The organism is Pseudomonas sp. AC211 (assembly GCF_979258055.1).
Genome location: NZ_OZ409830.1, coordinates 4527895 through 4547612 on the forward strand (window position 1 = coordinate 4527895; position 19718 = coordinate 4547612).

The 19718-nt window shown below is 62.3% G+C and carries 10 protein-coding genes and 2 pseudogenes; 3 read left to right on the plus strand and 9 right to left on the minus strand.

Annotation, left to right across the window (positions count from 1 at the left end; all coding sequences use genetic code 11):
* Positions 1-110: 110 nt before the first annotated feature.
* A complete protein-coding gene (amaA, locus tag ACZZZP_RS21390) occupies positions 111-1394 on the minus strand; it encodes an L-pipecolate oxidase (RefSeq protein ID WP_463384042.1) in 1284 nt (427 codons plus the stop codon).
* A 159-nt stretch (positions 1395-1553) separates the two neighbouring features.
* Positions 1554-3044 (minus strand): L-piperidine-6-carboxylate dehydrogenase, encoded by a 1491-nt coding sequence (gene amaB / locus ACZZZP_RS21395; protein WP_463384043.1) that lies wholly within the window; start codon positions 3042-3044, stop codon positions 1554-1556.
* A gap of 147 nt (positions 3045-3191) precedes the next feature.
* Here amaB and ACZZZP_RS21400 point away from each other — a divergent pair, with 147 nt between their 5' ends.
* Both ACZZZP_RS21400 and ACZZZP_RS21405 read left to right on the plus strand, forming a co-directional pair.
* The gene (locus tag ACZZZP_RS21400) at positions 3192-4079 is read left to right on the plus strand and encodes a LysR family transcriptional regulator (protein ID WP_463384044.1); all 888 of its coding nucleotides are present in this window, start codon (positions 3192-3194) and stop codon (positions 4077-4079) included.
* Positions 4080-4187: 108 nt separating this feature from the next.
* On the plus strand, positions 4188-5207 hold the full coding sequence (locus tag ACZZZP_RS21405; protein WP_122491932.1) for a 2-oxoadipate dioxygenase/decarboxylase family protein: 1020 nt from the start codon (positions 4188-4190) through the stop codon (positions 5205-5207).
* Between the two features lie 259 nt (positions 5208-5466).
* Here ACZZZP_RS21405 and azu read toward each other — a convergent pair whose 3' ends face one another.
* Entirely contained in the window at positions 5467-5916 is a 450-nt protein-coding gene (gene azu, locus ACZZZP_RS21410; RefSeq protein WP_122491933.1) for an azurin, read from the minus strand.
* A 367-nt stretch (positions 5917-6283) separates the two neighbouring features.
* Between azu and ACZZZP_RS21415 the strand changes: the two genes are divergently transcribed.
* Complete coding sequence (locus ACZZZP_RS21415) at positions 6284-6871, plus strand: TIGR00730 family Rossman fold protein (protein ID WP_122491935.1); 588 nt, start codon at positions 6284-6286, stop codon at positions 6869-6871.
* A 274-nt stretch (positions 6872-7145) separates the two neighbouring features.
* On the opposite strand, the pseudogene ACZZZP_RS21420 reads toward ACZZZP_RS21415, so the two are convergent.
* The 6 genes and pseudogenes from ACZZZP_RS21420 to ACZZZP_RS21445 form a co-directional block, all read right to left on the minus strand.
* Positions 7146-8262 (minus strand): annotated as a pseudogene (locus ACZZZP_RS21420) (SO2930 family diheme c-type cytochrome).
* The gene (locus tag ACZZZP_RS21425) at positions 8259-9500 is read right to left on the minus strand and encodes a parallel beta-helix domain-containing protein (protein WP_463384046.1); all 1242 of its coding nucleotides are present in this window, start codon (positions 9498-9500) and stop codon (positions 8259-8261) included. The pseudogene ACZZZP_RS21420 and the gene ACZZZP_RS21425 overlap by 4 nt, the downstream one beginning before the upstream one ends.
* 451 nt (positions 9501-9951) lie before the next feature.
* Complete coding sequence (locus ACZZZP_RS21430; RefSeq protein ID WP_463384047.1) at positions 9952-10839, minus strand: transglutaminase family protein; 888 nt, start codon at positions 10837-10839, stop codon at positions 9952-9954.
* Positions 10839-13324: pseudogene (locus tag ACZZZP_RS21435) on the minus strand (circularly permuted type 2 ATP-grasp protein). The gene ACZZZP_RS21430 and the pseudogene ACZZZP_RS21435 overlap by 1 nt, the downstream one beginning before the upstream one ends.
* A gap of 118 nt (positions 13325-13442) precedes the next feature.
* Positions 13443-16739 carry a transglutaminase family protein gene (locus ACZZZP_RS21440; protein WP_463384048.1) on the minus strand — a complete coding sequence of 1099 codons (3297 nt, stop codon included), beginning with the start codon at positions 16737-16739 and terminating at the stop codon, positions 13443-13445.
* Between the two features lie 508 nt (positions 16740-17247).
* Positions 17248-19566, minus strand: a complete 2319-nt coding sequence (locus ACZZZP_RS21445; protein WP_463384765.1) for a YgiQ family radical SAM protein — start codon at positions 19564-19566, stop codon at positions 17248-17250.
* Between the last annotated feature and the right edge of the window lie 152 nt (positions 19567-19718).

Here is a 19718-nt window from a genome sequence, read left to right on the forward strand (position 1 = left end):
CGATCAGCCGCGATGCTCGCCTCGATCCTGTGGGAGCGGCTTTAGCCGCGATGCTTTTAAGGCAAAAAAAGCATCGCGGCTAAAGCCGCTCCCACAGTAACTTGGGACCGCTAAATCACTACCCGCAAACACTGCCCCGCGTGGTACAGCGAGAAGCCGAGTTCGTACAACCCGCTGCGCAGGCCCGGCGCGCTGATGCCGTCCATGGGCTGGAACGGCATGGGCAGCGCATCACGCGAACCGGTGAGCAAATAGTTGGCAAAGGCGCGCCCAACCGCCGTTCCCGTGGTAACGCCGCGACCGTTGTAACCGGTAACAGCCACCAACCCCGGCGCCGGCTCGAACAGGCGCATGAGGTGGTCGGGGGTGAAGGCGATGGTGCCGGTCCAGGTGCATTCCCATTCCACTTTGCCCAGCTGCGGAAAGTAGAACTGTTGAATGCGGTCGGCCCAGGCGCGCACGGCCCACATGGGTTTGTTCACAGCACTGCCGAGACTGCCGAGTAGCAGGCGGCCGTCGGCGTCGCGACGAATACTGCTGAGCACCTGGCGGGTGTCCCACGAGCCCTGGCCGCTCGGCAAAATACTGTCGGCCGCCGCACCGCTGAGGGGCACCGAGGCCACTTGGTAATAGCCACCGGGGAAAAAGTTACGCCGTAGTTCTGTCCATTCGCCCTCGGTGTAGGCGTTTGAGGCCAACACCACCTTCTCCGCGAGCACCGAGCCTTGCGCCGTTGCCACTAACCAATCCGCGCCCTGACGCTCCAGCCGGGTAACGGGCGAGTGATGAAACAGCTGCCCGCCAAGCCCGACCGCGGCCCTGGCCAACCCGCTGACATAACCCATGGGGTTGACCGTGCCGGCGCGGCGATCAAGCAACGCCGCATCGATGCGTTTGGTGCCGGTGGCGGCATGGCAGGCCGCGCCGGTGATCATTTCCACCGGCGCGCCGCGACGCACCCATTGCGCACAGCGGCTTTGCAAATCGGCCGTGCCGCTGGCGTTGTGGGCCATGTGCAGAGTGCCTTGGCGTTGGGCCTGGCAATCAATGGCGTATTTGTCGATCAGGGAAAACACCAGCGACGGCGCGTTACCCATCTCTGCCACCAGCTTGCTGCCGACGGCCTGACCGAGTCCGGCTTCGACGTCATCGGGCGCGATCCACATGCCGGCATTTACCAGCCCGACGTTGCGCCCCGAACCGCCGTGGCCGGTTTCGTGGGCCTCGACAATGGCGACGCGCTTGCCTTGCTCAAGCAAGTGCAGCGCTGTGGATAAGCCGGTGAAGCCGGCACCGATCACACAGACATCCACCTTCAAATCACCCGTCAGCGCCTCGGCTGTCGGGCGCTGCGCGGTGACCTGTTCCCACAAACATGCTTGCTGTAACGGCATAGCAAGATTCCTAAAAAGCCGACCGCACACCATTGGAAAACGTAGCGAGCGAAGGTCAGGCAAGGCAAACACAGATGAAAAAAGCGGAGTTGGCTGTAGCCAATGAGCATTTTTGAATCTGTGTTTAACGCCGCATGGCCGAGCGCAGTAGTTTTCTCGTCAATCGAATGTGATGCCCTGGGCTAGCGGCAACTCACGGGAATAGTTAACGGTGTTGGTCTGCCGACGCATATACGCGCGCCATGCATCCGAGCCGGATTCACGGCCGCCGCCGGTTTCTTTTTCGCCGCCAAAGGCGCCGCCAATTTCCGCACCGCTCGGGCCGATGTTGACGTTGGCGATGCCGCAGTCGCTGCCCACAGCCGACATAAATTGCTCGGCCTCGCGCACGTCGGTGGTGAAGATGCACGACGACAAGCCTTGCGGTACGTCGTTGTTCAGGCGGATGGCGTCAGCGAAGTCGCTGTAGGTCAGCACGTAAAGAATGGGCGCGAAGGTTTCGTGGCGAACCACGGCGCTCTGCTCGGGCATTTCAACAATCGCCGGGGCTACGTAATAGGCGTTGGGGAAGGTGTCTTCGAGTTGGCGAGCGCCGCCGAACACCGTGCCGCCTTCTTGCTTGGCCTGCTCCAGCGCCGCTTGCATGCCGTCGAAGCTTTGCTTGTCGATCAGCGGCCCGACCAGATTGCCTTCCAGCGGATGGCCGATGCGCACGTTGGCGTAGGCGGTTTTCAGGCGCGCAACGATTTCGTCTTTCACCGACTCGTGGGCGATCAGGCGGCGCAAGGTGGTGCAGCGTTGGCCGGCGGTGCCGATGGCGCTGAACAGAATGCCGCGCACGGCCATATCAAGGTCAGCACTGGGCGCGAGGATCATGGCGTTGTTGCCGCCCAATTCCAGAATCGAACGGGCAAAACGCGCCGCCACAATCGGCGCCACTTCACGGCCCATACGCGTGCTGCCGGTGGCGCTGACCAATGCCACACGACGGTCCTGCACCAGCGCTTCGCCGGCCTCGCGGGCTCCAATAATGACTTGGCTGAGGTGGGCCGGCGCATCACTGAATTGCTTGGCCACGCCGTCGAACAACGCCTGGCACGCCAGAGCGGTGAGCGGGGTTTTCTCCGACGGTTTCCACACCACCGAGTTGCCGCACACCAGGGCCAGCGTGGTGTTCCACGCCCACACGGCAACCGGGAAGTTAAACGCGCTGATTACGCCGACCACGCCCAGCGGGTGCCAGGTTTCACGCATGTGGTGGCCGGGGCGCTCGGAGGCGATGGTCAAGCCATAGAGCTGGCGTGACAGGCCGACGGCGAAGTCGCAGATGTCGATCATTTCCTGCACTTCACCCAAGCCTTCCTGGGTAATTTTGCCGGCTTCCCACGACACCAGTTCGCCGAGTTCGGCCTTGTGTGCGCGCAGCGCTTCGCCGAATAAACGGATCAACTCGCCACGACGCGGCGCCGGCACTTGGCGCCAGGCCTGAAAGGCGGCTTCGGCCTGGCCGATCTGGGCCTGCACGGAGGCGGCATCCTGTAGCTCGACCGTGCCGATCTGGCTGCCATCGATAGGCGAATGCACCGCGTGGGCGCCCTGTTGATAACGCGACGGGGCAACGCCCAATTTGTTCAGCAATGCAGCAACCATGTCCGGCACCTTTTAACCAACGGGTGAAATGTGATGGCAGCAGTAATAGCCGGCTCGCCTGCGCGCAACAAACGACCTTTACTCCACACATCATTCCGTTTAGTAATGCCAAACCCTCAATCGCCCGCCGCCGGACCGACTACCGCCATGCTCAAGCGCCACATGCCTTCGCTCACCGCCCTGCAATGCTTCGAAGCGGTGGCGCGGCACCTGAGTTTTACCCGCGCCTCGGAAGAACTGGCGCTCACGCAAAGTGCCGTGAGCAAGCAAGTGGCGCAGCTGGAAGAAGTGGTGCAGCACCTGCTGTTTCGCCGCGTGCGCCGCAGCTTACAGCTGACGCCGGCCGGCTCGCTGTACCTGGCCGAGGTGCGCAAAATTCTTACGCAGGTGGAAATGTCGACCCACTACCTGCGCTCTTATGGCGGCGAAACCGAGGTGCTGCGTGTGGCCACCTTGCCGACCTTCGGTGCGCGTTGGCTGGTGCCGCGCTTGAAAGGCTGGCGGTTGCGTCATCCGAATATTCACCTGGACGTGCGCAACGAATTGGAGCCCGACGAACTGGCGCAAGGCCTTAGCGACGTGGCGTTCTACTTCGGCCAAAGCGCCCGCCCTGGCGCCGAATGCGTGCGTTTGTTTGGCGAAGAAATGGTGCCGGTCTGCGCCCCGAGCGTGCTGCCCGCTGAGCCGTTTACCGATCCAACCCAACTCACCGAATTAGTCTTGCTGCAAAACGCGACGCGCCCGGAAGCGTGGCACGAGTGGTTTCAAAGCCAGGACCGACACACCGAGCACAGCTACCACGGCCCGCGCTTCGACAGTTTTTACATGTGCATTCGGGCCGCGCAGGTCGGTTGCGGCGTGGCCTTGCTGCCGCGCTTTCTGGTGGAAGAAGAACTGGCCGAAGGCAAACTGGTGATCCCGTGGCAACACAGCCTGACCAGCAACAGCGCCTATTACCTGGCCTACGCTGAACACGCGGCCGAAGTGCCAAAGGTGCGCGACTTCGTGCACTGGATTCACGAGCAGATCGACTAAGCCGCCAATACGAATTTATGGAATGAACCCGGCAGTTTTTTTTTTCGCTTGTCGCTCGCTGCGTCGACAGGTTTGATAGCCACAGGAAATAGCCCAAGAGCCGCCGCCATGTCCCGTGATGCCCACTTGTTCCAGCTTGTCGCTGCCACCCTCGGCGAGGCCGCCGCCGAGTGGGTGTTTGCCCATGTCGCCATTCCCGAAGGCTTGGCCGGCTTCGCCAACACCGAGCAACAGCTGCACCGCGTGTGGCTGGCGGAAGCGCTGAACCTGAGCCTGTTCCACAAACTGGTGGAAGCGGTGCCCAACGGCCGACTGTACGTGGAAGAACAGCGCCAGGACGGCCGCCAGGTGGTGTTCGACCACGGCGCCATCCGCACCGTCGACTGGCCCGAGAACGGCGCCCTGCCCCGTGGCCGTCACGCCTTCACGCGCTTGCTGGAACCGCTGGGCTTTACCGACGTGCGCACGTATCCCCTGACCAAACTGAAAATGACCGGCTACGCGTACCGGCAGATGGACTTGCCCGCCGACATCGCCCAGTTCTTTGTCTCGGAACTGCACCCCGGTCGCTTCAGCGAAGCTTTTCAGCAGGCCGTCACTCGCGTCTGCGAAACCAGCCGCGACCCACTGACCGCCGAGCATCTGGCCACGCTGCGCACCTTGCGCCAAACCCGCCATTGCACCATGGCCGCCGCCCTGCACTTGCTGCCCGCGCTGTACCAGGCCTTCGACTGCCAGCACGCGACGGTTCAGGAAAGTGACTATCAGGCCCTGCTCAGCGAAAGCGCGGAAATGGCCTGGATCGCCACCGAGGGCAATCGCTTCAACCACCTCACCGACCGCGTAAGCGACCTGCAAGCGGTGGTCGACCACCAGCGCACCTTGCAGCGACCGATGAAAGACAGCATCGAAACCTCCAGCTCACGCCGCGTCATGCAAACCGCCTACAAAGCCGTGCAAGTACAGCGCGACTTTATCGACGCCCACGGCCACACCGTGCAGCGCACCGTACCGGGTTCGTTTGTGGAATTTATTCAGCGGGAAGTGGATGAAGAGACGGGCGAGTTGGACCTGCATTTCGACAGCAGCAATGCCCAGGGCATTTTCAAAATGACCGATTCGCGGTAGCGACGAGCAGCTGCGTTTTTTTGTAGGAGCGGCTTTAGCCGCGATGCTCTTGAAGCTAAGAGCATCGCGGCTAAAGCCGCTCCTACAGAATGTCTGTGCGCTTTGAAGCGCAGCGTACGGGACGGGAAGAATCACAAAGTACTGTGGGAGCGGCTTCAGCCGCGGTGCTCTTGAGGCTAAGAGCATCGCGGCTGAAGCCGCTCCCACAAAACGGCGCTAAGCCTTCAACGCCGTATGGCCGACGACCAGAAAGCCGTCCTCAGTCAACCAAAGAAACAGAGCCTTTCATCATCGAAGAGTGGCCCGGGAACGAGCAGAAGAACGAATAATCGTCGCCCGCTTTCAGCTTGCTCACGTCAAAACTCACCGAGTCTTTCTCACCAGCACCAATGATTTTGGTGTGGGCAATTACGCGGTCATCGCCGGCTTTCAGGTAGTTGGCGTCGATGCCTGCGCCCATGCCGTCGCCGGTTACGCCAGCCATGTCGGCGGTTTTGGCGATGACCAGGTTATGGCCCATGACGTTTTTCGGCAGCGAACCGCTGTGGGTCAGGTTCACGGTGAAGGTTTTGCAGCTTTTGCTGATTTTGATTTCTTTGGTGTCGTAGCTCATCTGGTCAGTGGAGTCGACGGTGACGGAGCAATCGGCGGCGAATGCCTGAAGGCTGGCCAGCGAAAGTACGGAAGCGAGTGCGAGCTTGCGAAGCATGGTGAACTCCTTGGCAGGGTGGGCAATGCGCCCGGTTTAACAGTGACGAACAGGTAGTGCGTGTTTAAACAGACGGTTGATAACACAGACGAGTTCAAGCAAACGCGAGGCAAAAAGCCGCACGGCCAAGGTGCTATGGCGCTCATCGAAACAATTAAACGGCGTAAACGCTCGCCGCTACGTAGCCTGAGCGCTCATTTGACGAGGCGCTTCCCATGACTATCAACGACTTGCTGCGTAGCCTGCTCGCCGCCTACGCCTGTGGCGCCAGCGGCACCTGCGCCGATGAACTGCGCCACGTTTAACCCTTGGTGAGCGCGCCGTCAGCGGCTACCCTGTGGACGCATTTTTGTCTGTGGAGTGGCTTATGTCGTTGCGTTCGCTGTGTGTGTTCTGTGGTGCCAGCCCTGGCGCCAACCCGGTCTACACCGAAGCGGCGGTGAATCTGGGCCGTGCGTTGGCCGAGCAAAACATCCGCCTGGTGTACGGCGGCGGTAAGGTCGGCTTGATGGGTACGGTCGCTGACGCGGCACTTGCGGCCGGCGGCGAAGTGGTCGGTATCATTCCGCAATCGCTGAAAGACGCCGAGATCGGCCACACGGGCCTGACTCGCCTGGAAGTGGTGGACGGCATGCACGCACGCAAAGCGCGAATGGCCGAACTGAGCGACGGTTTTATCGCCCTGCCCGGCGGCCTGGGTACGCTGGAAGAATTATTTGAAGTCTGGACCTGGGGCCAACTCGGCTACCACAGCAAGCCGTTGGGCCTGCTGGAAGTGAACGGCTTCTATGCCAAGCTCAACGACTTTCTCGATCACTTGGTGGCCGAACGCTTCGTGCGCGCGCCGCACCGGGAGATGCTGCAAATCAACGAGTCACCCACCGACCTGATTGCCGCCATGGCGGATTGGAAACCTTCGGTCGCGCCCAAATGGGTAGACCGCACGCCCACCTGACACCTTCAGCCAACTGCCTGGCCCACTGCGCAAATCACTGCGCGTGGGCTTTACTCAAAGGCAATGCGCACCGACACCAGCAGAGGACTTTATGGCCAAACCCAATTACAACTTCGCCAAGCAACAGCGCGACCTTGCCAAAGAACAGAAGAAAGAAGAGAAGCGCCAGCGCAAGCTGGCCCACGGCCAAGCCGAGCAACCAGAAGAAAGCGCTGAGCCAGACACCGACGCCGTCGACGACAAACCCAGCGAGTAGTCCGCCCACACGCGCGGGTCAGCAACCGCCGCCCAGGCTGGCGATCCAGCGCGTGAGCATCTCCACCCCCTTCGCGATGAACCACTGAGCGCCCCAGCTCGGGCATCATCACGCTGGGGTCGGTGCTGTCGACGCGATAGATCAGCACCGATTCATCCGGCTGGCCCGGATGAATATCCACCAAGCGATTCCCCGAGCCTTTCCCCGCTGCCACCGGCTGCTTGCAGATACCGCTGTGAATGCCCGTGGCCGTCGCCAGATTGAGCATCAACCCCGATGTACGCGCCGGCCCTTTCGGGTTGTGGCAGTGGGCGCAGTTGGCGTCGAGGTAGCTGCGCGTTTGTTTCTCCAGGGTTTCCCCCGCGCGCGGCTGGCCCCACAGCGCGTTCTGCGGCACGGCCGCCAGTTCGGCCGGCAAGCCGCTGAGCAGGCCCTGTTGCTGCCAGTGCTGCAATTGGTTAGCGGTGCCGTCGACGTACGTCACGGCCTTGTTCAGGTGACGCGCTTTGGGCCCCAGCGGATTGATGCCCTGGCCATGGCTTTCCTCATGGCAGCCGGCACACTGGTTGGCGTCTGGCACTTCGTAGCCCACGGCCAGGGTTTGCCCGGCGTCGTCGAGCAGGCTCAGGCTTTGGCTGTCGCCGGCCAGTTCCAGGTGCGCCTCCTGTTGTTTTTCATCCCAGACATAAGGCAGCGCCACCCAGCCGCTTTTTTGCTTGAGCAGAATGCGCGTTTCCACCAAGTGCACGCGGGCCAGGCTCAGGCCGGTGCTGGGGTCGCGGTCGTCCTGGTTGTTGCGGCGCAGGCGGCCTTGTTCATCCTTAGGGTAGTAGAAGGTTTTGCTCAGCACGGTGCCGACAGGGAAGTCGAAATGCTCCTCGCCATACGCCGCCGCTTCGCCCTTGGGCATCCACACGGTGCGCATCTTGTGGGCGTAGTCGGTGAACAGCGGCGTATTCAGGTCATACGGCGTCACCTCAGCGACCGGCTGCAAATGTCCGTCGCCGAGTTTCAAAATGCCCCACTCACTCAGGGTTTGCGGGTAGTTCTCGCCTTCGGGCAAGTACAACGGTGCCGACTGCTTGGAGCACGCCGCCAACAGCAGCGCGCCCGCCAACACAAACCATGCCTTCATGCACCCTGCCCCGCTTTGGCCGAGGCCAGTTCGATGGCCGGCAGTTTCGGCAGACTGCAGGTGTGGCTGCTCATGTCGGAGCTGATGTTTTTGTAGCCGTTGGGGGCGTCGACGTTGAGCATCTGCGCGGCGCCGTTATCCACGCAAATTGCCAAGTCAGGCGGCAGCTTGCCGTTTCTGACTTTGTCGACGTTCACGTAGCCGTCCCAGAGAATGTCCGGCAGACGCCCGCTGAGGCCGAACTGGCTGATGCGCAGAGCTTTGAGTTCGAGGTTGTCGGGGCTGTCGCCGCCTGGGCCAAAGCGGTTGCCGTAGATGTAGATACTTTCCGGATACGGGTCGAAGCCTTCGGCGGTGGAGAGGTCGGTGTAGCCAGTGCTGAAGTAGCTGCTGACGATCAGGTTGGCGGTTTTGTGCTCGCCAATATCGTTGTCGAAAATTTCCACCTGATCGTTGGAGTTGATCACCACGCCCGAGCCTGCCGGCACGCTGGCCACGGGCGTGCCCTTGTGGCCGAAATTGTCGTGGTTATTGCCCTGCACCTTGTTTTTGTACACCCGGGTGGCGCGCCCGGCCTGCTGCAAGTTGGGCATGTTGAACACCAGAATGCCGCCGGTGTTGCCGGTGGCGACGTTGTCGTAGACGTCGGCGCCAATGGTGTTTTCGATTTCGATGCCGGCCACGTTCTTCTCCGCCCGGCTGTTGCGCACCACCACATTGCGCGACTGGCCGACGTAAATGCCGGCATCCGATGCACCGATGGCCACCACGCCATCAACCAGCACGTTTTCGGTTTGCACGGGGTAGATGCCATAGGCGCCGTTCTCGGTCGCCGGGCCGCCCGTCCATTCGGTGCGCACGCGGCGGATGATGATGTTCTTGCCGCCGACCACCTTCAGCGAATCGCCCTTGGTGTCTTCAAACGCGAGGTCTTCGATGGTGAAGTCGGAGGCATCCACCAGCAGCCCTTCGGCGCCGCTTTTCTGACCTTTGAAACTGAGCACGGTTTTGTCCATGCCCGCGCCTTTGATGGTCACGCCACTGGCCTTGAGGCTCAGGCTGCGATCGAGCTGATAGGTGCCGGCGGGAATGTCGATAACGTCGCCGGCCTTGGCCTTGATCAGCTTGGCTTGTAATTCTTTCTGAAAATCAACGTGAGTCACCGCCGGTTTCTCCGGCTCGCCGCACGCGGCCAGCAACACGGAAACGGCTAGTACAGACGAGGTTGCGATACGCATGGCGGGCTCCGCTAGGCTTTTTGTGAGTTTTTGTTTCCTACATAATTGGCACTATAGTTCCACATAAAATAAAAACCAAGGGTTACGTGGGTTGCGGAAAAGCCTGACTTGCTTCGATGGCTAAAACCAAACACCCGTCATCCTCGCGCACGCGGGGATCCAGAATATCGAGGGGGAGCGGAGTTGCTTGAACAATCACCGCGCCTGGATTCCCGCGTGCGCGGGAATGACGGTGGGTGGAGGGAAATGTGAGTCGGGTCGGGCGGCGTGCACGGGAATGACGGTGGGTGTTGGGGGAATGAGTCAGGCCGGGCGGGCGGCGCGGGCGTACGCGAAGGGAAGAACACACAACCACCTGTAGAAGCGGCTTTAGCCTCGATGCTCTTCAACCATCAAGCGCATCGAGGCTAAAGCCTCTCCTACAAAAAGCATCCAGAACCTGCGATGGGCCCTACAGCGGAATCACCGTCACCTGCACATCCGGATCATGGCTTCCGCCACCCAAAATCACGCCACGCAGCGGTGAGACGTCGGAGAAATCGCGGCCTCGGGCGAGGCTGATGTGTTCCAGTGCCGGGCGCACGTTGTTGGTGGGGTCGAAGTCGACCCAGCCGAGCGTCGGGCAGTACACCGATACCCACGCATGGGAGGCGTCGGCGCCGATCAGGCGAGGTTGGCCGGGCGGTGGCTGGGTGAGCAGGTAGCCACTGACGTAACGCGCCGCCAGGCCGCGCGAGCGCAAGCAGGCGAGCATCAGGTGGGCGAAGTCTTGGCACACGCCACGGCGCCGCTCCAGCACTTCCACCAGCGGCGTCGCCACCTGGGTGGCTTCGGCGTCAAAGGTGAACTCGCGGAAGATTTTTTCCATCAGCGCCTGCACCCCCAAAAGCAGCGGGCGGCTGGGCGGAAAGCAGCTGTCGGCGTAGTCGGAGAAGGCTTTTTTCAAGCGCACATAGGGCGACTCGAAGCAGAAGCGGCAGGCGTCGAGCACCGCGTCGGGCTTGGGTTTGCCGTTGTAGGTGAGCACGCTACGGGTGTGGTCCCAAGCGGGCGACTGGCGAAAATCCAGCGCCGGTTGTTCGCGCAGTTCCACCACCAGGCGGGCGTTCACTTGCAGCTCGTCGTGGGGCCGTTCGAAGGCCAGGCGGGTGACCGGGTTGCCGAATACATCCTGCTCATCGCGGCGGCTGGTGGGCTCCGGGTTGATGTGCAGCTCTTGCTCCACGCAAATCTGCCAGGGGCTAGGGCGCGGCCACAAATGCGCCAGTTGTTGGGCCAGCGACACCGGGCTGTCGTAGCGGTAATGGGTGTCGTGAAGAATCTGGTAGCGCGCGCTCATTACACCGACACCGTTTGCTTGCTGACGTCATCGACATGGGCGAAATGGCGCAGCGCCAGGCGGTCCGATGCGTGGCCGGCCGCTTCTGATACCTGCTTGAGCAGCACCACCAAACCGTCCAGCACCGCCCGCAAACTGGTCACGCCAAACAACTGGTTTTCCAGGCTGCCGAGGTCGAATGCCGCCAGGCGCTCAGCCAACAGCGACAGCCCGACTTCGCGCGGCGCGGCGAAATCTTCGTTAAGGCGACTCAGCGAGCGCACGGCCAGGCGCAGTTGGAACAGCACGGCGTGGGGGTTTTGTTCGTCGAGCAGCAGCAAGTCCAGCACCGGAATCAGCTGCGGCACGGCCATGTAGCGCGAGCGGTAGGTGATGCTGCTGTTGCCCAGCTCCAGCAGCCATTCCAGGCCGACCTGATCGAACACCGCTACGCCATGAAGAAACTCGGCCAGGCTGCTGCTGAGAAATTGCAGGCGCTCGATCTGCCGGCCCACCATGAGAAAGCGCCAGCCTTCGTCGCGGGTCATGTCGTCCAGGGCAAACCCCGAGAGCGCGGCGAGCGACATCACCAAGCGGTTGAGAAAATCCAGCAGCTCGCCGAAGTCGGGTTTTTCGCTGTCCAGAATCTGCGCGTCGTGCTGCAGCTGCACCAGCGCTTGCCAGTTCTCCCGCGAAAGCTTGCCGCGTACTTGCGAGGCCGCCCACTGCAAGCGCAGCAGGTTGGCGCGCAGGCTGGCGGGCCAGTCCGGGCCCATCAAGGCGACCAACAAGCGGTCGTGCAGGTCGCCGGCTTCGGGCAGCAGTTTCAGGCTTTCGGCCAGTTCCACCGCTGCTTGTAGCGCTAGCGGATCGTCGCCCTCGACATAACGCGCGAGCATGATGCGCAGCAGTCGCGCGCTGTCGTCGCAGCGCTCGCAGTAGCGGCCGAACCAGAACAGGTTTTCAACGATGCGCGACGGCAGATACGGGTCGCGCCGCACCAGGCCGAGACCACCGAGGTTCTTTGGATTGGGCTTGGTTTCCCCGCCCGGCGCCGGCTCGCCCAGCACCCAGGTGTCTTTGCTGGCACCGCCGCGTTGCATCGACACCACGTCGGCGTCGGCCTCGGTGGCCACCCGCGTCAGGCCGCCCGGCAGAATGCGATAACCGTCAGCATCGGCCACGGCGTACACGCGCATGCCGATGGCGCGCGGCTGCAACTGCCCATTCTCCGGCTGCCACACCGGCGCCTGCGACAGCTGCGCCAGTTCCTGCGCCACATAGGCGTAGGGGCGTTTACGAATGCGTTTGGCCAGGGCGTCGCGCTGCGCTTGGCTGAGGTCGCGACCAAACACCGGGGTAAAACTTTGCGACGGGAAGGCGGGTTTGATCAGCAGCCCCGGCAGTTTCTCCAGCGCCTGCTCCAGAACCGGCTCTTCGCCGCACCACCAGGTAGCAATCGAGGGCAAGAGCAAGTCTTCGCCGAACAGGTGCTGATTGATTTGCGGCAGAAAGCCGAGCAAACCCGGCGATTCCAACACGCCGCTGCCCAGGGCGTTGGCCACGAGCACGCGGCCTTGGCGCACGGCTTCGAGCAGCCCCGGCACGCCGAGGGCGGAGTCGGTGCGCAGCTCCAGCGGGTCGCAGAAGTCGTCGTCGAGGCGGCGCATGATGGCGTGCACGCGGCGCAAACCGCTGAGGGTTTTCAGGTACACGGTGGCGTCACGAACCGTCAGGTCGCCGCCCTCTACCAGCGGATAACCGAGCTGGCGCGCCAGGTACAAATGTTCGAAATAGCTTTCGTTAAAGCGCCCCGGCGTCAGCAGCACCACCAGCGGCACTTCGCCATCGGTGGGCGCCTGGCGCGCCAGGGTTTCTTGCAAGGTACGGAAGAAGGCGTTGAGGTGCTGAATTTGTAAATCGCGGTACAGCTCGGGAAATGCGCGGGAAACAATCTGCCGGTTTTCCAGGGCATAACCGGCACCCGACGGCGCCTGGGTACGGTCGGCCGTCACCCACCAGCGACCATCGGGCGTGCGCGCCAAATCCACCGCGTACACGTGCAAATACGTGCCATCCGGCGGTTCGACGCCTTGGCACGGCCAGAGAAAATTGTTGTGGCCGAAGATCAATTCCGCCGGCAGCAAGCCTTTGGCGATCAGGGTTTGCGGACCGTACAAATCGGCCAATACGCTGTTGAGCAGCTTGGCGCGCTGGGCGATGCCGGCGGCGATTTTCTGCCATTCATCAGCGGGCAGAAGATGGGGCAGCAGGTCCACTCCCACGGCCGGTCGGCGCCTTTGGGGTCGGCGTAGACGTTGTAGGTCACGCCGTTTTCCTGAATTTGCCGCGTCAGCAACGCCTGGCGCTGGGCCAGTTGCAGCACGCTGCTGCGCTGCAATTGGTCGAACAGCCGCCGCCAATGCGCGCGCAGGTTGCCCTCGCTGTCGAGCATCTCGTGGTAGCTACCCGGTGTCAGCCGGTACAGGTCTAGCAGGTCAGGCATGTAACGCTCGGCAGACGACAGGAAATCAGAAAGTACCGCTCAAAAGCGTAGCGCAGCCCGGCAATATCACCCATGGCGCGCCACCTGCTCTGGGCGGCGCTTGCCGTGGGCAAACCGGTCAGCGTCGATGCAGGCGCAGGTCCAAGGTCATCGGCAGCTCATCGTTGATCTGCAACGTCGGCACCGACAATTGCCCGGGGTTATGCCCAAGGCGGAAAAAACGCGCCATGCGCCGGCTTTCCGCTTCGTTGGCGTTCACCGGCAGGGTCTCGTAATTGCGCCCGCCGGGGTGGGCGACATGATACTGACAACCGCCCAGCGAGCGCTGCATCCAGGTATCCAGCAAATCGAACACCAACGGCGCGTGCACGCCAATGGTCGGCTGCAACGCGTTGTATGGCTGCCAGGCGCGAAAGCGCACGCCGGCAACGAACTCGCCCACGCGCCCGGTCGGCTGCAGCGGCACAGCAACACCGTTGCAGGTGAGCAGGTAGCGCTGCGGCGGCAGGCCGTTGATTTTCACCTGCACGCGCTCCAGCGAGGAATCGACATAGCGCACCGTGCCGCCGCCACCGCCCTCCTCGCCCAGCACATGCCACGGCTCCAGCGCCTGCCGCAGTTCCAGCTCGATACCGGCCACGGCGTAATCACCGATTTTCGGGAAGCGAAACTCCAGATGCGCGTCGAACCACTCAGCGCGCAGCGGATAGCCGGCGTTGTTCAGCTCGACGATCACGTCGGCGAAGTCTTGCTGGATAAAATGCGGTAGCAGGAAGCGGTCGTGCAGCTCCGTGCCCCAGCGCGCCAGTTTTGGCGGCGCGTAAGGCTCGCGCCAGAAACGCGCCACCAGCGCTCGCAGCAATAGTTGTTGGGTCAGGCTCATGCGCGCATGGGGCGGCATTTCGAAACCGCGCAGTTCCAGCAAACCGAGACGGCCGCTGGCGCTGTCGGGCGAATAGAGTTTGTCGATGCAGAACTCGGCGCGGTGGGTGTTGCCGGTCACGTCAATCAGCAGGTTGCGCAGCAGGCGGTCGACAATCCACGGCGGGCATTCTTCGCCCGGTGCCGGCATTTGCGAGAAGGCGATTTCCAGTTCGTAGAGCGAGTCGTTGCGCGCTTCGTCGATGCGCGGCGCCTGGGACGTCGGACCGATAAACAGCCCGGAGAACAGGTACGACAGCGACGGGTGATTGTGCCAATAGCTGATCAGGCTGCGCAGCAAATCGGGGCGGCGCAGAAACGGCGAGTCGGCCGGCGTGGCGCCACCGAGCACAAAGTGGTTCCCGCCGCCGGTGCCGGTGTGGCGGCCGTCGATCATGAATTTCTCAGTGGTCAGCCGGGTTTGCCGCGCTTCTTCGTAGAGAAACTCCGTGCGCTCCACCAACTGCTCCCAGCTGGACGAGGGCTGCACATTCACTTCAATCACGCCGGGGTCGGGCGTGACGCGGAAGTTGCCCAAACGCGGATCGCTCGGCGGCTCGTAGCCTTCGAGCAGCACCGGGCAATGCAGCTCTTCGGCGCAGGCCTCGATGACGTTGACCAACGTCAGGTAATCCTCAAGCGCGGCGAGCGGCGGCATAAACAGGTACAAACGCCCGTCGCGCGCTTCGGCGCACAAGGCGGTACGAGTCAGCCAATGGGCCGACTCGTCGATCTTCGGCTCGCCTTGTTCGGCCTTGGCCGGTGCTTCACCGCGCTCAGCCGGCAATACGCGCAGGGCATCGCTGGAGGGCAACTCGGCGAAGGTCTGATTCGGGTCCGGCACATGCACAAACGGAAATTCCGCCGCCTTCACCCACGGCTGCGACGCCAGCGGCAAGCGATAGCCCATGGCCGAGTCGCCCGGCACAAGTCGGCAATGCTCGTCGCGCAAATACCAGCTCCCGCTTTGCCAGGCATTGCCATCTGCGGTGCGCGCCAACGGCAGCACTTGGCCGACGACTTTATCCAGGCCCTGGGCGAAGACTTTGCGCAGCCGCGCGCGCTCCATTTCATCGCTCAGGCGCGAATCTTCGGCGCTGACGTTCTTGGGCAGCGCGCCTTCGCGCCAGAGGTAATAGAAATTGTCTTCGTAGGCCGGAAACACGAACTCGCCGGGCAGTTGCAGGCGCTCGGCAACGCTGGCGAGGAAGCGCCCGGCGAGCGCGCCATCGGCTTCGTAGTTCTGGGTTTCATCGGCAACCAGCGCCGGGTTGTGCCAGATCGGCTCGCCGTCGTGGCGCCAGAAACAGTTCAGCGACCAGCGCGGCAGTTGCTCGCCCGGGTACCACTTGCCCTGGCCGAAATGCACCAGGCCCTTGGGCGCGTAGCGCTTGCGCATGCGCTGGTACAGCTCGGCGGAGAGTTTGCGTTTGTTATCGCCCAGGGCGTCGGTGTTCCACTCGGGGCCGTCGGGGTCGTCGATGGACACAAACGTCGGCTCGCCGCCCATGGTCAGGCGCACGTCGCCTTCGAGCAGGTCGTGATCAATCTGCCGGCCGAGGCGCTCGATCTCCAGCCATTGCTCCTCGGTGTACGGTTTGGTCACGCGCGGCGCTTCCCAGATGCGCTCCACCGACATCTCGTGGGTGAACTCCGCTTCGCACGGCTCCACCACGCCGCTGATGGGCGCCGCGGAGGAAGGCTCCGGGCTGCACGCCAACGGAATATGGCCCTCGCCGGCAAACAGGCCGGATGTTGGGTCGAGCCCCACCCAACCGGCGCCGGGCAAATACACCTCGCACCAGGCATGCAGATCGGTGAAGTCCACGGTGGTGCCGCTGGGGCCGTCGAGGGCTTTGACGTCGGCGGTGAGTTGAATCAGGTAGCCGGAAACAAAGCGCGCCGCCAGGCCCAGGCTGCGCAGAATCTGCACCAGCAACCAGGCCGAATCGCGGCACGAGCCGGAAGCGTTGACCAGGGTTTGCTCGGGCGTTTGTACGCCCGGCTCCATGCGGATCAGGTAGCTGATGTCCTGGCTCAGGCGCTGGTTCAGGGCGACGAGGAAGTCGATGGTCGGCAGCGGCTTGCGCTCAATGCTGGCGACGTAGGCGTCGAATTTTGTCGTGGGGTCGAGGGTCGCCAGGTACGGCGTCAGCTCGCGCTTTTCATCGGCCGAATAGGTGAACGGGATTTTTTCGGCGTAGGGCTCGAGGAAGAAATCGAAGGGGTTGAACACCGCCATTTCGGCGACCAGATCGACCTCGATGCGCAGCTCGGTGGTTTTCTCCGGGAACACCAGGCGCGCCAGGTAATTGCCCTGAGGGTCTTGTTGCCAATTGATGAAGTGCTTTTCGGGCAGCACTTTCAGCGCGTACGAGAGCACGCGCGTACGGCTATGGGCCGCCGGGCGCAAACGCACGATTTGCGGGCCAAGGTCTACCGCACGGTCATAGCGGTAGTGGGTAACGTGGTGCAATGCGACATGAATCGACACGGCGTGCCTCCTGCGAGCCTTGGCGGGCAGTGAGCCGCGCAAGACTTATGCCAGCCGGGGCGGAGCCGGTGGTTTCGCTACCCGTCCCTGCACCCCGGCACCAAAATCGCGCCAGTGGCGATGCGTGGGGCAGAGGATCGCACGTAAACGGGGCGCAGGGGATGTTGAGGTGGCTACCGAGGTCTTCATTGTGGCGGGCGCGGACCGTTCAGGATCACAACTCTATGGCCAATCACACCGTCATCCTTGCGAACGCGGGGATCCAGAATGTTCAGCCGAACGCAGGGAAGCCGGGCGCTACGATCAAAATCCAGTCAAAAGCCCCTCACCCCAAGCCCCTCTCCCGCAAGCGGGAGAGGGGAATGAATCGGGGAGGTTTCGAAACACGCGGTCGGCTCCCTCTCCCGCTTGCGGGAGAGGGCTGGGGTGAGGGGCCGTTGACTCTCAACCAACACCACACACAAAAACGCCAACCCGAAGGTTGGCGTTTTTTGTTCATGCACAAGCCTTAGCGCGGAAACACAGGCTGCCGCGCGGGCTTCTTGCCGCCTTTGCCGCCCTTGCCCTTGCCGCCTTTGGCCGCGTCGTGACGGGCTTTAGCGTCTTCCTTGCTCTTGGCGAACGCGGCCGCTTTGGCTTGCTCGCGTTTGTCCCACGGATTGCCACCGTCGCTAGCGCGCGGGGGCAGGCCGGTGTGCTGGGTGAGGATTTTGGTTTCCTTGGCCACTTTATGGCTGCCGGCCGGCGTCGAGTTTTTCCGCCGAGCGCTCTGGTAGCTGTCGGTAGCCGGCTGGTGCAACGGAATGAGCTGGTTCTTGCCCGGCCCAATCAAGTCGCCACGGCCCATGCGCAGCAGCGCTTCGCGCAGCATCGGCCAGCCTTTGGGGTCGTGGTAACGCAGGAAGGCTTTGTGCAGACGGCGCTGCTCTTCGCTTTTAACGATGGTCACGCCGTCGCTCTTGTACGTGACTTTGCGCAGCGGGTTTTTGCCCGAGTGGTACATCGCCGTGGCGGTGGCCATGGGCGAGGGGTAGAACGCTTGCACCTGGTCGGCACGGAAGCCGTTGCCTTTGAGCCATAGGGCCAGGTTCATCATGTCTTCGTCGGTAGTGCCCGGGTGCGCGGCGATGAAGTACGGGATCAGGTACTGCTCTTTGCCCGCCTCTTTCGAGTACTTCTCGAACATGCGCTTGAACTTGTCATACGAGCCAATGCCCGGCTTCATCATCTGATTCAGCGGGCCTTCCTCGGTGTGTTCCGGGGCAATTTTCAGGTAGCCGCCCACGTGGTGCGTGACCAGTTCTTTCACGTATTCGGGCGATTCCACGGCCAGGTCGTAACGCAGGCCGGAGGCGATCAGAATTTTCTTCACGCCTGGCAACGCGCGGGCGCTGCGGTACAGCTGAATCAGGCTGGAGTGGTCGGTGTTCAGGTTCGGGCAAATGCCGGGAAACACGCACGACGGCTTGCGGCACGCGGATTCGATTTCCGGGCTCTTGCAGGCGATGCGGTACATGTTGGCGGTCGGCCCGCCGAGGTCGGAAATCACGCCGGTGAAGCCTGGCACTTTGTCGCGGATTTCTTCGATCTCGCGAATGATCGACTCTTCCGAGCGGTTCTGGATGATGCGGCCTTCGTGCTCGGTAATGGAGCAGAAGGTGCAGCCACCAAAGCAGCCACGCATGATGTTTACCGAGAAACGGATCATGTCGTAGGCGGGAATTTTCTCTTTGCCATAGGCCGGGTGCGGCACACGCTGGTACGGCATGCCAAACACGTAGTCCATTTCCTCGGTGGTCATGGGAATGGGTGGCGGGTTGAACCACACATCCACTTCGCCATGCTTCTGCACCAATGCGCGGGCGTTACCCGGGTTGGTTTCCAGGTGCAGCACGCGGTTGGCGTGGGCGTACAGAACCGGGTCGTTGCGCACCTTTTCCATGGACGGCAGGCGGATCACGGTTTTGTCGCGGGTCATGCGCGGGCTGGCCAGAATCTGCACGACTTTGGCTTCTTCCGGGTCTTCAACCGGGCCCTTTTCCTGCTCGATGGCGCAGGCCTGGGTGTCTTGGGTGTTCACGTACGGGTTGATGATCTTGTCGACCTTGCCCGGACGGTCGATGCGCGTGGAATCGACTTCGTACCAGCCCTGCGGCGTGTCGCGGCGGATAAACGCGGTGCCGCGCACATCGGTGATGTCTTCGATTTTCTGCCCGTACGACAGGCGCTGGGCCACTTCGACGATGGCGCGCTCGGCGTTGCCGTACAGAAGAATGTCGGCGCTGGCGTCGATCAGAATCGAGTTGCGCACGCGGTCTTGCCAGTAGTCGTAATGCGCGATACGGCGCAGCGAGGCTTCAATGCCGCCGAGCACGATGGGCACGTTTTTGTAGGCTTCTTTGCAACGCTGGCTGTACACCAGGCTGGCGCGGTCTGGGCGTTTGCCGGCCAGACCGCCAGGCGTGTAGGCGTCGTCGGAGCGAATTTTCTTGTCGGCGGTGTAGCGGTTGATCATCGAATCCATGTTGCCGGCCGCGACGCCGAAGAACAGGTTCGGCTCGCCGAGCTTCATAAAGTCGTCTTTGGACTGCCAGTTGGGCTGCGCAATGATGCCCACGCGAAAGCCTTGCGCTTCCAGCAGCCGGCCGATGATCGCCATGCCAAACGAAGGATGATCCACATACGCATCACCGGTGACGATGATGATGTCGCAGGAATCCCAGCCAAGCTGATCCATCTCTTCCCGGCTCATCGGCAGGAAAGGTGCAGGCCCGAAACACTCGGCCCAGTACTTTGGATAATCGAATAGCGGCTTGGCTGCTTGCATGGGGGAACCGTATGGCAGTTGCATGGAAAATCGCGGGCGCGGAATATAGCACAAAAAATGTACAGAATCCGACTGTGTCAGTCAGCTACTGGCCGATGGATGACAAGAAAGTCGCTCAAGCCCTGTCATCAATTTCCGATACTGATAGCTAT

What these genes read in the sequence shown, in the direction of transcription:
- amaA (WP_463384042.1), bottom strand. Translation starts at nt 1,394, where the DNA reads ATGCCGTTACAGCAAGCATGTTTGTGGGAACAGGTCACCGCGCAGCGC.
- amaB (WP_463384043.1), bottom strand. Translation starts at nt 3,044, where the DNA reads ATGGTTGCTGCATTGCTGAACAAATTGGGCGTTGCCCCGTCGCGTTAT.
- ACZZZP_RS21400 (WP_463384044.1), top strand. Translation starts at nt 3,192, where the DNA reads ATGCTCAAGCGCCACATGCCTTCGCTCACCGCCCTGCAATGCTTCGAA.
- ACZZZP_RS21405 (WP_122491932.1), top strand. Translation starts at nt 4,188, where the DNA reads ATGTCCCGTGATGCCCACTTGTTCCAGCTTGTCGCTGCCACCCTCGGC.
- azu (WP_122491933.1), bottom strand. Translation starts at nt 5,916, where the DNA reads ATGCTTCGCAAGCTCGCACTCGCTTCCGTACTTTCGCTGGCCAGCCTT.
- ACZZZP_RS21415 (WP_122491935.1), top strand. Translation starts at nt 6,284, where the DNA reads ATGTCGTTGCGTTCGCTGTGTGTGTTCTGTGGTGCCAGCCCTGGCGCC.
- ACZZZP_RS21425 (WP_463384046.1), bottom strand. Translation starts at nt 9,500, where the DNA reads ATGCGTATCGCAACCTCGTCTGTACTAGCCGTTTCCGTGTTGCTGGCC.
- ACZZZP_RS21430 (WP_463384047.1), bottom strand. Translation starts at nt 10,839, where the DNA reads ATGAGCGCGCGCTACCAGATTCTTCACGACACCCATTACCGCTACGAC.
- ACZZZP_RS21445 (WP_463384765.1), bottom strand. Translation starts at nt 19,566, where the DNA reads ATGCAAGCAGCCAAGCCGCTATTCGATTATCCAAAGTACTGGGCCGAG.